Origin of the sequence: Caulobacter henricii (assembly GCF_001414055.1) — a bacterium.
Classification (GTDB): domain Bacteria; phylum Pseudomonadota; class Alphaproteobacteria; order Caulobacterales; family Caulobacteraceae; genus Caulobacter; species Caulobacter henricii.
This window is the reverse complement of sequence record NZ_CP013002.1, coordinates 3,803,361-3,817,828: the sequence shown is the minus strand read 5'-3', so window position 1 is coordinate 3,817,828 and position 14,468 is coordinate 3,803,361. Positions and strand designations below refer to the sequence as shown.

13 protein-coding genes are annotated in these 14,468 nt (G+C 65.8%); 6 read left to right on the top strand and 7 right to left on the bottom strand.

Annotated features, from left to right (window positions below; all coding sequences use genetic code 11):
• Positions 1-41 precede the first annotated feature (41 nt).
• From AQ619_RS17860 to holA, 4 genes are all read left to right on the top strand, one after another.
• Positions 42-578, top strand: a complete 537-nt coding sequence (locus AQ619_RS17860) for a DUF3576 domain-containing protein (RefSeq protein ID WP_166504300.1) — start codon at positions 42-44, stop codon at positions 576-578.
• 140 nt (positions 579-718) lie between these two features.
• Complete coding sequence (leuS, locus tag AQ619_RS17855; RefSeq protein ID WP_062150912.1) at positions 719-3,310, top strand: leucine--tRNA ligase; 2,592 nt, start codon at positions 719-721, stop codon at positions 3,308-3,310.
• Between the two features lie 3 nt (positions 3,311-3,313).
• Complete coding sequence (gene lptE, locus AQ619_RS17850; RefSeq protein WP_062150908.1) at positions 3,314-3,817, top strand: LPS assembly lipoprotein LptE; 504 nt, start codon at positions 3,314-3,316, stop codon at positions 3,815-3,817.
• 10 nt (positions 3,818-3,827) lie between these two features.
• The gene (holA, locus tag AQ619_RS17845) at positions 3,828-4,880 is read left to right on the top strand and encodes a DNA polymerase III subunit delta (protein ID WP_062150905.1); all 1,053 of its coding nucleotides are present in this window, start codon (positions 3,828-3,830) and stop codon (positions 4,878-4,880) included.
• Positions 4,881-5,095: 215 nt separating this feature from the next.
• Here holA and AQ619_RS17840 read toward each other — a convergent pair whose 3' ends face one another.
• From AQ619_RS17840 to AQ619_RS17815, 6 genes are all read right to left on the bottom strand, one after another.
• The gene (locus AQ619_RS17840; protein WP_062150902.1) at positions 5,096-6,010 is read right to left on the bottom strand and encodes a ParB/RepB/Spo0J family partition protein; all 915 of its coding nucleotides are present in this window, start codon (positions 6,008-6,010) and stop codon (positions 5,096-5,098) included.
• Positions 6,011-6,041: 31 nt separating this feature from the next.
• Positions 6,042-6,854 (bottom strand): ParA family protein, encoded by an 813-nt coding sequence (locus tag AQ619_RS17835; protein ID WP_062150899.1) that lies wholly within the window; start codon positions 6,852-6,854, stop codon positions 6,042-6,044.
• Positions 6,844-7,506, bottom strand: a complete 663-nt coding sequence (gene rsmG, locus AQ619_RS17830; RefSeq protein ID WP_166504299.1) for a 16S rRNA (guanine(527)-N(7))-methyltransferase RsmG — start codon at positions 7,504-7,506, stop codon at positions 6,844-6,846. Before rsmG ends, AQ619_RS17835 begins: the two co-directional genes overlap by 11 nt.
• Positions 7,496-9,349, bottom strand: coding sequence for a tRNA uridine-5-carboxymethylaminomethyl(34) synthesis enzyme MnmG (gene mnmG / locus AQ619_RS17825; RefSeq protein WP_084746154.1), 1,854 nt, complete (start codon positions 9,347-9,349; stop codon positions 7,496-7,498). The genes rsmG and mnmG overlap by 11 nt, the downstream gene beginning before the upstream one ends.
• Before the next feature lie 168 nt (positions 9,350-9,517).
• Complete coding sequence (gene mnmE, locus AQ619_RS17820) at positions 9,518-10,861, bottom strand: tRNA uridine-5-carboxymethylaminomethyl(34) synthesis GTPase MnmE (RefSeq protein ID WP_062150891.1); 1,344 nt, start codon at positions 10,859-10,861, stop codon at positions 9,518-9,520.
• Positions 10,861-11,106, bottom strand: coding sequence for a DUF6489 family protein (locus AQ619_RS17815; protein ID WP_062150888.1), 246 nt, complete (start codon positions 11,104-11,106; stop codon positions 10,861-10,863). Before AQ619_RS17815 ends, mnmE begins: the two co-directional genes overlap by 1 nt.
• A 109-nt stretch (positions 11,107-11,215) precedes the next feature.
• Between AQ619_RS17815 and AQ619_RS17810 the strand changes: the two genes are divergently transcribed.
• Together AQ619_RS17810 and AQ619_RS17805 are read left to right on the top strand one after the other, a co-directional pair.
• Positions 11,216-11,923, top strand: a complete 708-nt coding sequence (locus tag AQ619_RS17810; protein ID WP_062150885.1) for a dienelactone hydrolase family protein — start codon at positions 11,216-11,218, stop codon at positions 11,921-11,923.
• A gap of 4 nt (positions 11,924-11,927) precedes the next feature.
• Positions 11,928-12,893: a quinone oxidoreductase family protein gene (locus tag AQ619_RS17805; RefSeq protein ID WP_062150882.1), complete on the top strand. Its 966-nt coding sequence runs from the start codon at positions 11,928-11,930 to the stop codon at positions 12,891-12,893.
• Positions 12,894-12,973: 80 nt separating this feature from the next.
• On the opposite strand, the gene rho is transcribed toward AQ619_RS17805, so the two are convergent.
• Complete coding sequence (rho, locus tag AQ619_RS17800) at positions 12,974-14,383, bottom strand: transcription termination factor Rho (RefSeq protein ID WP_062151843.1); 1,410 nt, start codon at positions 14,381-14,383, stop codon at positions 12,974-12,976.
• Positions 14,384-14,468 lie beyond the last annotated feature (85 nt).

Sequence of the window (14,468 nt, the reverse complement as noted above, 5' to 3'; positions counted from 1 at the left end):
CGCGGGGGCGCGCCAGATTGCGCGATCGCGCCGGCGAGACATTGGAGCGAGATACTATGGCGTTTGAGCGTGGGTCAGTGTTGCGGGGCGTCGTTGCCGGCATGCTGGCGCTGTCGGTTCTGGGCCTCTCGGCCTGCGGCAGCACCAAGGGTCCCAAGGTGTTCCAGACCGTGTCGCAAGACGACGTGGGCGGTTTCAATCCCTTCAAGGGATTGGGCGGCGGCGGCGGCAAGGCCCCGGCCAGCGAAGGCTCGATCGGCGTCAATGGCTATCTGTGGCGGGCGACCCTCGACACCCTGGCCTTCATGCCCCTGGCCTCGGCCGATCCCTATGGCGGCGTGATCGTCACCGACTGGTATGTGAACCCGGAAAAGCCCGATGAGCGCTTCAAGGCGACCATCTATATCCTGGACACCCGCCTTCGCGCTGACGGCCTGAACGTCAATGTGTTCAAGCAGGCCAAGGACGGTGCCGGCGGCTGGACCGATGTGCCGGCGGCTGACCAGACGGCCACCGATATCGAAAATGCGATCCTGACCCGCGCGCGTCAGCTTCGGCTCTCCAACATCAAGGGCTAACCCCCTGACGGGTCTTCGCCGCGCGGCGACGAAGACCCGGATTCCCCTACTTTCGAGCGCGCTCCGGCCGCGAAACCGCTTATATGTCTGCGGACGCGCCTGCCTGGGGCGCTATTGGCATATCTAGACACCCGGTTTGCATGGCCCGCTACAATCCCAAAGACACCGAGCCCAAATGGCGTGACGCCTGGGCGAAAGCCGACGTTTTCCGGACGGCGGACATTTCGGACGCGCGGCCGAAATACTATGTGCTCGAGATGTTCCCCTATCCGTCGGGGCGCATCCATATGGGCCATGTGCGCAACTATGCCATGGGCGACGTCGTGGCCCGCTACAAGCGTGCCCAGGGCTTCAGCGTTCTTCACCCGATGGGCTGGGACGCCTTCGGCATGCCGGCCGAAAACGCCGCCATGGAGCGCGGCGTCCACCCCAAGGGCTGGACCTACGACAATATCGCCGCCATGCGCGAGCAGCTGAAGGCCCTGGGCCTGTCGATCGACTGGTCGCGCGAGTTCGCCACCTGTGATCCGGAATATTACGGCAAGCAGCAGGCCTGGTTCCTGAAGTTGCTGCAGCGCGGCCTGGTCTATCGCAAGGAAGCCTCGGTCAACTGGGACCCGGTCGACATGACCGTCCTGGCCAATGAGCAGGTCATCGACGGCAAGGGCTGGCGCTCGGGCGCGCCGGTCGAGAAGCGCAAGCTGACCCAGTGGTTCCTGCGCATCACCGACTATGCAGACGCCCTGATCGAGGGCCTGAAGACCCTGGATCGCTGGCCTGAAAAAGTCCGCATCATGCAGGAGAACTGGATCGCCCGGTCCAAGGGCCTGCGCTTCACCTTCAAGTTCGATGGCGCTGCACCGGCCGGCCATGACGCCGGGCTGGAGGTCTATACCACCCGTCCCGATACCCTGTTCGGGGCCAGCTTCGTCGGGATCGCGCCCGAGCATCCGCTGGCCGACCAGCTGGCGGCCGGCAATCCCGAGCTGCAGGCCTTTATCGCCGAATGCCGCAAGGGCGGCACCTCGGAAGCCGATATCGAGGGGGCCGAAAAGCTGGGTCGCGACACCGGCCTGCGTGTGGTCCATCCGCTGGATCCGACCATCACCCTGCCGGTCTGGATCGCCAACTTCATCCTGATGGACTACGGCACCGGGGCGATCTTCGCCTGCCCGGCCCATGACCAGCGCGACCTGGACTTCGCCCGCAAGTACGACCTGCCGGTGCTGCCGGTGGTTCTGCCGCCCGGCGAGGACCCGGCGTCCTTCGAGATCGGCAAGGAGGCCTATGTCGGTCCCGGCTCGATCTACAAGTCGTCGTTCCTGGACGGCCTGGATATCGAGTCTGCCAAGTCCGAGGCGATCGCCCGCATCGAGGCCCAGGACCAGGGCCAGGGCGCGACGGTCTATCGCCTGCGCGACTGGGGCGTCAGCCGCCAGCGCTATTGGGGCTGCCCGATCCCGATCATCCATTGCGAGGCCTGTGGCCCCGTGCCGGTGCCGGAAGACCAGCTGCCGGTGGTGCTGCCGGACGACGTCATCTTCGAGGCCGACAAGCCGGGCAATCCGCTGGTGCGCCACCCGACCTGGAAGCACACGACCTGTCCGTCCTGCGGCGGTGCGGCCCAGCGCGAGACCGACACGCTGGACACCTTCATGGACAGCAGCTGGTACTTCGCCCGCTTCGCCAATCCGGAGGCGGCCGAGTGCATCGACAAGGCGGCGGCCGATCACTGGATGCCGGTCGACCAGTATATCGGCGGGGTCGAGCACGCGATCCTGCACCTGCTCTATGCCCGCTTCATTACCCGCGCCCTGAAGGACGAGGGCCTGGTATCGGTGGAAGAACCCTTCGCGGGCCTGTTCACCCAGGGCATGGTCACCCACGAGGCCTACAAGAACACCGCCGGCGAGTGGGTCGAACCCTCCGACGTTGTGGTAACGGCGGAAAACAACATCCGCACCGCCAAGCACGCTACGACCGGCGAGCCGATCACGATCGGCGACATCGAGAAGATGTCGAAGTCCAAGAAGAACGTCGTCGCCCCCGAGGACATCTTCGACGCCTATGGCGTGGATGCCGCCCGTCTGTTCGTGATGAGCGACAGCCCGCCCGAACGCGATGTGCAATGGACCAATAGCGGCGTCGAGGGGTCCTGGCGCTTTACCCACCGGTTGTGGAACGAGTTCGACAGCCAGCCGGCTGGCGACTTTGCCCATGATCCGGCCGACGAGATGGCCCTGGCCCTGCGCAAGTCGGCCCACAAGCTGATCGGCTTCGTCACCGACAGCATCGAGGGTTTCCGCTTCAACAGCGGCGTGGCCCGTCTGTACGAGTTCCTAAACGCCCTGAAGGCCGCGCCGGCCGAAGGTGCGACGCCCGCTGTGCTGGCCGCCCGCAAGGAAGCCCTGCACATCCTGGCGCGCCTGGTGGCCCCCTTTACCCCGCACCTGGCGGAAGAAGCCTGGGCCAGCCTCGGAGCCGAGGGCCTGGTGGTCGATGCGCCCTGGCCCATAGCCGACGCCGCCCTGGCCGCCGATGACGAGCGCACCCTGCCGATCCAGATCAACGGCAAGCGCCGTGGCGAGATCAAGGTCAAGGCCGGCCTCGCCGAAGCCGAGGTCGAAAAGATCGCGCTGGCCGATCCCGCCGTTCTGGCCCACCTTGAGGGGGTCACGGTCCGCAAGGTGATCGTGGTCAAGGACCGTATCGTCAACATCGTGGCCAACTGACCCATGACACGCATTTTCCTGGTGGGCGCCCTCGCCGCTTCGGCTCTCGGCCTTTCGGCCTGCGGGTTCACGCCGCTCTATGCGACGCCGGGCGTCACGCCGGGACTGGCGGCCATCGAAACCGTCGCGCCTGATGGCCGCGCGGGCTTCCTGCTGCGCGAGCAACTGGATGACGCCTTTGTGCGCAGCAGTGGTTCGCCGTCGGCCTACCGGCTGACGCTGGCCATCAACGAGCAGCGCTATGCCCGGGGCGTCCGGGTCGACAATGTCGCCAACCGCTATGAACTGCGGATGGTGGTCAACTGGCGCCTGCTCGACGCCAAGACCGGCGTAGAGGTCCGCAAGGGCCGCAGCGAGGCCGCTGTGACCTATGACTCGGCCGACCAGCCCTATTCGGCCATCGTGGCCCAGAATGACGGTCAGGAACGGGCTGCGGTCGAGGTGGCGCGCAATATCCAGCTGGATCTCGCCGCCTGGATGGCGGGCGGTCGCAAGATCAAGTCCTGACGCCCGCACCATGATCCTGTCCAAGCGGCCGGATGTCGAACGCTTCCTGAAGGATCCGGCCCCGGATATCCGGGCCGTCGTCATCTATGGCAAGGATCGCGGCGTGGTGCGCGACCGGGCCGATCAGCTGGCCAAGCGGCTCTTTGCCCGGCCCGACGATCCGTTCGATACCGCCCAGCTGACCGAGAGCGATGTCGAATCCCATCCGGGCAAGCTGGAGGAAGAGCTTTCGGCCCTGTCGATGATGGGGGGACGGCGGCTTGTGCGCCTGCGACTGACCGGAGACAAGGCCGGACCGGACAAGGCGACGGCCGAGGCCCTGACCCGCCATGTCGACGGCCAGCTCAATCCCGAAGCCCTGTTCATCGTCGAGGCCGGCGCTCTGGGTCGCGACTCGACCCTGCGCAAGGTCGGCGAGAAGGCCGGCGGCTGCGCGGTCATTCCCTGCTACGAGGACGAGGCCGGCGACATGGCCCGCATGGCGCGGGAAACCCTGGCCCGCGACAAGGTCAGCCTGAACGGCGAGGCCCTCGATCTTTTTGTTTCACGCCTGCCCAAGGAACGCGGCGTGGCCCGGATGGAGATCGAGCGCCTGGCCCTGTTCCTCGGCCCCGGGAGCGGCGTCAACGCCACCGCCGCCGACCTGACCGAGTTTCTCGGCGTCGAGCCGGAGGCCTCTCTGGGTGACGCGGCCATCGATGCCTTTGGGGGTCGGCTCGGGGCGGCCCAGGCCGGTCTGCGGCGCGCAGCCGCCGAAGGCGAAGGCGGACCCGCAGCGGTGCGGGCCATGGGCTATCACCTGGGTCGCTTGCGCCGGACCCTCACCCTGCACAAGAACGGCATTGACCTGACGGCGGCCGCCAAGGCCTCCGGCGTGTTCTGGAAACAGGAACGCGAATTTCTGCGCCAGGCCCGGGCCTGGACCCTGGACCTGCTGCTGGAGATCCAGGGCGAGATCCTCAATGCCGATCGGGCCTGCAAGACCTCGGGATCGCCTGACCAGCTGATTTCCGAACGCCTCGCCCTGATGATCGCCGGCCGGGCCCGGCGTCTGGGCCTCTAGGCCCAGAACGGCCCGAAAACGGGCCCTTGCTCACCTGTGGATGACTTTCGGGAAAGCCTTGCGGAACAGCGTCTTGCGACGATTTTCGCGAATTTCAGCGTCCTCTGACAAAAATGGCGCCTCCCCGAGTACGGAAGGACGCCCTTCTGTGCGCCACAGAGCGGGGTCAAAACCTGTGGTTTCACACCTTTCGAAAACCCATTGTGTGCGCCTGATCAGACCCCGCGCGTCAGACGGTTGCAAAGGTCGTCGAGTTGTTCGAGCGTCGCGTAGCTGACGGTCAGCTGACCGGCACCGTCGCGGTGATCGATGACCACGGTCAGACCCAGCACTGAGGACAGGTCATGCTCGAGCGCCTGGGTGTCGGTGTCCTTGACCTTGGCCGGACGGCCACCCTTGCTCTTGGACGACCCGCCGCCTGGCGACTTGCGGGCCAGGGCCTCGGTGTCACGAACCGAAAGACCGCGCTCGATGATCTCGCGGGCCAGGGCTGCCGGGTCTTCGGCCGCGGCGATGGCGCGGGCATGGCCCGCCGACAGTTCGCCACTGACCAGATGCGCCTGGACCTCATCGGGCAGGGCCAGAAGCCGCAGGGTGTTGGCGACATGGCTGCGGCTCTTGCCGATAGTCTGGGCGATGTTGTCCTGGGTCCGGTCGAACTTGTCCATCAGCACCCGGTAGGACAGGGCCTCTTCCAGGATGTTCAGGTCAGACCGCTGGACGTTCTCGATGATGCCGATCTCAAGGACCGCCAGATCATCCAGATCGCGGACCAGGATCGGCACCGTCTTCAGACCGGCGCGCTGGGCCGCACGCCAGCGGCGTTCGCCGGCGACGATCTGGTATTCCCCGTCCGCGCCTGGGGCCGGCCGCACCAGGATGGGCTGCAAGATGCCCTTTTCGCGGATCGAGTTGGACAGCTCGACCAGATCGTCTTCCCGGAAGGTCCGGCGAGGCTGGTCAGGATTGCGCCGCAGCAGTTCGATCGGAGCCTCATTGGCCCCGCCGAGCCGTTCGCCCGGGGCCTGGGCCGGCGCGGCTTCGACCTCGCCCAGCAGGGCGGACAGACCGCGACCCAAACCCCTACGCCCTTCGGCCATACCCGGCTCTCCCACCACGACGGACTCCATCTTCAAGCTCGAAACGACTGTTGTTCTGGTTCTAGGCGGCCTGGGACAGGCGGGCCCGTTCGCGGCTGATCACTTCCCGGGCCAGTTTCAGATAGGCCTGGCTGCCGGCGCATTTCAGATCATAGAGCAGGACGGGCTTGCCGAAGGACGGCGCCTCCGAAACCCGCACATTGCGCGGAATGACAGCGTCATAGACCTTGTCGCCGAAATGGGCCCGGACGTCCTTGGCCACCTGTTCGGACAGGCTATTGCGCTTGTCGTACATGGTCAGGACCACACCCTGGATCTCGAGGTGCGGATTGAGGCTGCCGCGGACGCGCTCGATGGTCCGGATCAACTGGGTCAAACCTTCGAGAGCGAAGAACTCGCACTGCAGGGGCACGAACACCGCATCGGCGGCGGTCATGGCATTGACGGTCAGGACGTTCAGCGACGGCGGACAATCGATCAGCACATAGCTATAGGGCCCGCCGGCCCGCAGGGGCTCAAGGGCGTCGCGCAGCCGGTAGGACCGGCGGGCCGTCTGACCCAGTTCCAGTTCGACACCGGACAGGTCGGCATCAGCCGGCACGACGTCGAGACCCGGCAGGCTAGTCGATACGGCGGCATCGACCACCGGCGACTCTCCCATCAGCACGTCATAGAGGGTGGTGCGACGCTGCTGGCGGGTGATGCCGAGGCCCGTCGAACAGTTGCCCTGCGGATCGGCGTCGATCAGCAGGACTCGTTCGCCACAGGCAGCCAGGGCCGTGCCCAGATTGATCGCCGTCGTGGTCTTGCCGACGCCACCCTTCTGGTTGGCGATGGCGAGAACGCGGAGCGGCTGGAGTGGCTTAGCGGACACGGGAAAGCCCCTTTACTTGAACGATCCGACCCCGAGGGTCGCTTTGGCTGGGTCGCAGTTCGGCATCGAAGGTCCAGGCCTTCCCGGCCTCGGTCAGCTCACTGGCCACATCCTGCCCCTTGAGGAACAGGCCCAGGGCACCCCGCTGCAGATAGGGTTGCGAGAACCCCAGCAGCCGGGTCATCGGCGCGCAGGCCCGGGCTGTCACGACCTCGACCTTGAGCTTCAGGTCTTCGGCCCGGGCATTGTGCACCTGGGCCGGCAGGTCGAGGGCGGTAACCACCTCGGACAGGAACCGGCAGCGCTTGGCCATGCTCTCGACGAGATGGACGGTCGCACCCGGTGTGTCCTTCAGAAGTATGGCCAGAACGACCCCGGGCAGACCCGCCCCGGCACCAAGGTCTGCCCAGATCTTTGCGCCGGGAGCCAGATCGAGCAGCTGCGAGCTGTCGAGGGCATGCCTTGTCCAATAGGTGGCCAGGGTCGCCGGGCCGACGAGGTTCATCACCGCGTTCCACGTGGCCAGCAGCTCCTGATAGCGGGCCAGGTCCGCCAATTGGCGGTCCGAGACCCCGGTCAGGGCTTGATAGGCCGCTGCATCCAGCATCGGCTCGGCCGGTGGCGGGCTCTGGGTCAGGATCTCAGGCGGCATGACGGCGCACGTGGGCGAGGAGCGCGGTCAGGGCTCCCGGCGTCACGCCTTCAATCCGGGCGGCTTGGCCCAGGGTCAGGGGCTTGACCCTCACCAGCTTCTCGCGGACCTCGTTCGAAAGGCTGCCAATGGCCCCATAGTCGAGATCGGCGGGCAGGCGGAGATCTTCCTCCTTGCGGAAGGATTCGGCATCGGCGCGCTGGCGGTCGAGATAGCCCGCATAGGTGGCCTCAATCTCGATCTGCTCCCGGACGGCCATGTTCCACGTGGAAACCTCGGGCCAGACCTCAGCCAGCCGATCGAGGGTCGCATCCGGATAGGCCAGCAGGGCAAAGATATTGCGGCGCTCACCGTCTTCCTTGACCTTGAAGCCCGCCTTCTGGGCTTCGGGCGGGGTCAGGCTAACCGACCGGGCAAAGGCCCGGGCGGCCTTCAGTTGGGCCTTCTTGGCCCCCCAGGCCTCGGCACGCACCGGGCCGACCAGGCCAAGGGCTATGCCGCGATCGGTGAGACGCTGATCGGCATTGTCTGCCCTCAGGGTCAGGCGGAACTCGGCCCGGCTGGTGAACATCCGATAAGGCTCGGTGACGCCACGGGTGACGAGGTCGTCGATCATCACGCCGATATAGGCTTCATCGCGGGCGAAGATCGCAGGCTCACGGCCCTGAACCGCCAGGGCGGCATTGAGGCCGGCGACCAGGCCCTGGGCCCCCGCCTCCTCATAACCCGTCGTGCCATTGATCTGGCCGGCCAGATAGAGACCGGGCAGGCGCTTGGTCTCCAGGGTCGGGAACAGTTCACGGGGATCGACAAAGTCATATTCGATCGCATAGCCGAAGCGCTTGACCTCGACCTGCTCCAGACCCGGGATGGTCCGCAGGAACATCAGCTGGGTCTCTTCCGAAACCGAGGTCGAAATCCCGTTGGGATAGACGGTCGGATCGTCGAGGCCTTCCGGCTCCAGGAAGATCTGGTGGCTGGCCTTGTCGGCGAAGCGCACCACCTTGTCCTCGATCGAGGGGCAATAGCGCGGCCCAATCCCCGTGGCACGACCGCCATAGACGGCGGACTCGCCCAGGCGATCGGCGATGATCTGGTGGGTCTCGGCCGTCGTATAGGTCACGCCGCACTGGATCTGCGGGACGGTGATCCGATCGGTCAGAAACGAAAACGGTACCGGCTCTTCATCGGCCGCCTGCATCTCGAGGCGATCCCAGCCGATCGTCGTGCCGTCGAGACGGGCCGGCGTGCCGGTCTTGAGCCGTCCCATGTGGAAGTTCAGGCCATAGAGGCGGTCGGACAGACCGATTGACGGCGCATCCCCGACACGACCGGCCGGGGTACGGGTCTCGCCCAGATGGATGACCCCTTTCAGGAAGGTGCCGGTGGTCAGGACCACCCGCGGTGCCCGATAGGTCACCCCTGCCCCATCGACCACACCGGTGACCTTGCCGTCTTCGACGACGAGATCTTCGGCGGCCGCTGCAATGATCTCGAGGTTACACGTGGCATTCAGCTCGGCCTGCATTGCCTCACGATAGAGCCGACGGTCGATCTGGGAGCGCGGCCCCCGCACGGCAGGCCCCTTGGAGCGATTGAGCATCCGGAACTGGATCCCGGCCTTGTCAGCCATCCGGCCCATAACGCCGTCGAGGGCATCGATTTCGCGAACCAGATGGCCCTTGCCCAGGCCGCCAATGGCCGGGTTGCAGGACATCTCGCCGATGGTCTCAAGTTTGTGCGTCAACAGCAGCGTTCGCACACCGGTCCGCGCCGCCGCACTGGCGGCTTCGCAGCCGGCATGACCGCCGCCAATGACGATGACATCCCAGGAGTTGGACAAAGCAATAGGCCTCAATGCGAACGCCCCCGGGTCTGGCGGGGGCGCTGGACTTCTCTATACGCGCTTGGGGCAAAAAGGTCGATCTGAGTCCGCGACGTTTCACGTGAAACAGCCGGGACGCAACTGTGATCAGCCTGTGGACAAGCTGTCAGTGTTCCACGTGAAACCCTACTTGCCGATGCAGAAGCTCGAGAAGACCCGGTCCAGCACATCTTCGGCATCGATCGTGCCGGTGATCCGGCCCAGGGCGCGGGCGGTCAGTCGGACATCTTCGGCCGCCAGCTCGACTTCCAGGCCCTCCGACGACAGAGCCCTGGCCAGAAACGCACGGGCTTCCCGCAAACGTTCGGCATGCCGCAAGCGCGTCGCGGCCGGAAACTCAGAGCCCGACAAGGCCTCCGTCACGTGGTCCACCAGGGCCGCCTTGAGCCGGTCGAGCTCACCCGGAGCCCGGGCCGAGACGGTGGTTACCATCAGACCCCGGTTCCGCAGCCCCTTGGCCACCAGCGACGCAGCGGCCGGATCGGCGATATCCATCTTGTTGATCACCACCCAGTCCCCCGCAGACAGTACGGGGCCTTCGTCAAGGTCGAGTTGTTCCACGTGAAAACCATCGACGATCCAGAGGCGCAGATCCGCTTCGCTCGACCAGGTCCGGGCCCGGCGGACACCCTCAGCTTCGACCACGTCGTCGGTATCACGCAGGCCGGCCGTATCGGCCAGCAACACCCGGTAGCCCCCAAGCTCCAGGGGAACCTCGATAATGTCACGGGTCGTACCGGCAATGGCGGTAACAATAGCCGCCTCACGTTCGACCAGACCGTTCAGGACCGTGCTCTTGCCGGCATTGGGTGCCCCGACCAGGGCGATCCGATAGCCGTCACGCACCCTGTGACCACGGGAAACATCGGCCAGGGCCGCATCGATCTCGGAGGCCAGGGCCACCAGCCCAGGACGCGCGCGTTGGGCCACGGCCTCGGGAAGATCCTCATCCGGGAAGTCTACCGCCGCCTCGAGCATGGCCAGGGATTCAACCAGCAGATCCCGCCAGCGATCATAACGCCGGGTCAAAGCTCCCCCGACCTGGCCGAGCGCCTGGCGACGCTGGGCCTCGGTCTCAGCGTCGATCAGATCGGCCACGCCTTCAGCCTGGGCGAGATCCAGCTTGCCGTTCTCGAAGGCCCGCCGGGTGAACTCACCGGGCTCCGCCAGCCTCAGGCCCAGATCCGCCAGGGCCAGCATCAGGGCATCGACCACAGCCCGACCGCCGTGCACGTGAAACTCCGCCGCGTCCTCACCGGTATAGCTCGCCGGCCCCTGGAACCGCAGCACCAGGGCCTCGTCCAGCTCGATGCCCCGATGCTTCAGCCGCCGCAAGGCCGCAAGGCGCGCCGGCGGTACCTTGCCGGCCAGGGCCGAGACCACGTGCAAAGTGGCCGGGCCCGAGATTCGCACCACAGCCACGGCCGCCCGCCCGGCCGCCGTGGCCAGGGCGAAGATCGTATCGGTCATCAGTCGCGCTTGCCCACCGCCGCACCGGCCGCGGCTGTCATCAGCTTGCGGAACTGGTCCTGGGCGCCGGTGCCGAAGGCCATCCAGTTCTTCATCAGCTCCTCGGGAGCCAGCATGGCCATATTGGCGTCCATCCGGGTCTGCATCTCCTTGACCATGTGGTCGTTGAGCAGGCTGACATCCGGCAGGCCGAGGAAGGTGCGCGCTTCCACGGGGGTACAGTCGATCTCGATGGTCATCTTCATGGTGGTTCCCTCAGGTCAGGGCACAATATTGTTATGGGCCAGGCCCGACGCGGCACGTTAGAGCGCTTTGGTCGAAAGTCACATCGACCCCTTAGGACGGAGAGCCCCGATGAGCGAGACCCTCAGCATCACCACGCCTGACGGCGCCTTTACGGCCTATGTGGCGCGACCCCAGGCAGATCCGGCGGCAAGCCCGGCGCCGGCTATCGTCGTGATCCAGGAGATCTTCGGGGTCAACAAGGTCATGCGCGATATCTGCGACAGCCTGGCGGCCCAGGGCTTCGTGGCCATCTGCCCCGACCTTTTCTGGCGGATCGAGCCTGGCATCGACATCACCGACCAGTCGGAGGCCGAGTGGAAACGCGCCTTTGAACTGTTCAATGCGTTCGACGTTGACAACGGGGTCGCCGACATCGCCGCCACGATTGCGGCTGTTCGCGCCATGGCCGGCGTATCCGGCAAGGTCGGGGCCGTGGGCTATTGCCTCGGCGGGCTTCTGGCCTTCCTGACCGCCACCCGCACGGACGCTGACGCCTGCGTGTCCTATTACGGCGTGGGTCTGGAAAAGCACGTGGGCGAGGCTGACAAGCTGGCGCGTCCCCTTCTGATGCACATCGCCGAGAAGGACCAGTTCGTGCCGCCGGAAGCGCAAGCTGTGATCCTGACCGCCCTGAAGGATCATCCGCAGATCGAGATCCATACCTATGTCGGCCGCGACCACGCCTTTGCCCGGGAAGGCGGCGCGCACTACGACGCCGCAGACGCCGCCATGGCCAATGGCCGCAGCCTGGCCTTCTTCAAGACCAATCTGGGCTGATCCGATGCTGGCCATGCAAGCCGTGCGCACCGGCGGCCCCGAGGTGCTCGAAGCCGTAGACCTGCCCCTCCCCGCCCCGGGGCCCGGCCAGATCCTCGTCAGACATCACGCCGTCGGCCTGAACTATATCGACACCTATCACCGCTCTGGCCTCTATCCGATGAAGATGCCGGCGGTGCTCGGGCTGGAGGCGGCCGGCGTCGTCGAGGCCCTCGGCGAGGGCGTCACACGTTTCGTGGCCGGTGATCGCGTCGCCTATAATGGCTCGCTCGGAGCCTATGCCGAGGCAGCCGTGGTTCCGGCAGACCGGGCCGTGAAGGTTCCCGACAGCGTCAGTCTCGAGGTCGCCGCAGCCGTGCTGCTCAAGGGCATGACCGCCGAGTTTCTGGTCCGGCGATGTTTCCACGTGAAACCTGCCGATGTCGTTCTGGTCCACGCCGCCGCCGGGGGGGTCGGTTCGATCCTCGTCCAGTGGTGCAAGAGCCTCGGCGCGACCGTTATTGCCACGGTGGGATCGGAGGCCAAGGCCGCCATCGCCCGTGATCTCGGCGCCGACCACGTGATCCTCTATGACCACGAGGACGTCGCCGCCCGCGTCGCCGAGATCACCGGCGGCAAAGGCGTGGCCGTGGTTTATGACGGCGTCGGCAAGGACACCTTCGAGGCCAGCCTGAAAAGCCTCGCGCGACGAGGCGTCCTGGCGACCTTCGGCAATGCCTCCGGACCCGTCCCGCCGTTCTCACCGCTGGAGCTTTCCAGCAGGTCGCTGTTCGTCACCCGCCCACGATTGTTCGACTACATCGTCTCGACCGAAGAACTGGACGAAAGCGCCCAGGCCCTGTTCGCCGTCCTCGCATCGGGCGCGGTCAGGATCGACATCGGCCAGACCTTCCCCCTGTCAGAGGCCCGGGCTGCCCATGAGGCCCTCGAAGGCCGACGTACGACCGGCGCTACCCTGCTGCTGCCGTAGGGCCAGATACCCGGTCAGACCACAAAAAAGCCCCGGGTCATCCCCGGGGCTTTTCCGTATGGCGGTGAGGCCGTCTGAACTCAGGTGTTCATCGACTGGAAGAAGTCGCCGTTGGTCTTGGACTGGCGCATCTTCTCGAGCAGGAACTCGATGGCGTCCGACGCGCCCATAGGATTGAGGATCCGGCGCAGCACATAGGTCTTCTGCAGCTGGTCGCGCGGGGTGATCAGCTCTTCCTTGCGGGTGCCGGACTTCAGCACGTCGATGGCCGGGAAGATCCGCTTGTCGGCGACCTTGCGGTCCAGGATGATTTCCGAGTTACCGGTGCCCTTGAACTCTTCGAAGATCACTTCGTCCATGCGGCTGCCGGTATCGATCAGGGCCGTGGCGATGATCGAGAGCGAACCGCCTTCCTCCACATTGCGCGCCGCACCGAAGAAGCGCTTCGGACGCTGCAGGGCATTGGCGTCGACACCGCCGGTCAGGACCTTGCCTGACGACGGGACGGTGGTGTTGTAGGCGCGGCCCAGACGGGTGACCGAGTCCAGCAGGATGACGACGTCGCGCTTGTGCTCGACCAGGCGCTTGGCCTTCTCGATGACCATCTCGGCCACCTGCACGTGCCGGGTCGCGGGTTCGTCGAAGGTCGAGGCGATGACCTCACCCTTCACGGTGCGCTGCATGTCGGTGACTTCTTCCGGACGCTCGTCGATCAGCAGGACGATCAGGTAGCACTCGGGGTGGTTGGTCTCGATCGACTTGGCGATGTTCTGCAGCATGACGGTCTTGCCCACGCGCGGCGGGGCGACGATCAGGCAGCGCTGGCCCTTGCCGAGCGGGGCGACGATGTCGATGATCCGGCCGGAGCGATCCTTGATGGTCGGATCGGGCAGTTCCATGTTCAGGCGCTCTTCGGGATAGAGCGGCGTCAGGTTGTCGAAGTGGATCTTGTGCTTGACGTTGTCGGGGGCCTCGAAATTGATCTTGGCCACGCCGGTCAGGGCGAAGTAGCGCTCGCCTTCACGCGGTGAGCGGATGGCGCCATCCACCGTGTCGCCGGTGCGCAGGCCATACTTCCGGATCTGCGAGGGCGAGACATAGATGTCGTCCGGACCCGGAAGGTAGTTGGCTTCCGGAGAACGCAGGAAGCCGAAGCCGTCCTGCAGCACTTCCATGGTGCCCGAGCCCGAGATCTCCACGCCTTCCTCGGCGAGGGTCTTGAGGATCGCGAACATCATGTCCTGCTTGCGCATGGAATTGGCGTTCTCGACCTCGAAGGTCTCGGCAAAGGCCAGCAGGTCAGCCGGGGATTTCTCCTTCAGCTCCTGCAGAGACATGGTCTTCAGGCCCAGGGCCGCCACAGCCGCACTGATCTCGGAGCCTTCGTCGCCGCCATCCTCTTCGGACTCGGCGCCGGCCGTCTGGGCGGGGGTGGTGGTGTCGACAACGGCTTCCTCAGGGGAAACGTCGTGTTCGGTGTCTTCGGTCATGATTTGACTCAAACGGGGGCGCGGACCGCGAGACACGATCCGGCCGGAAAGGATTTCAGTTTCACGCCATCGCAAAAACGGCGAG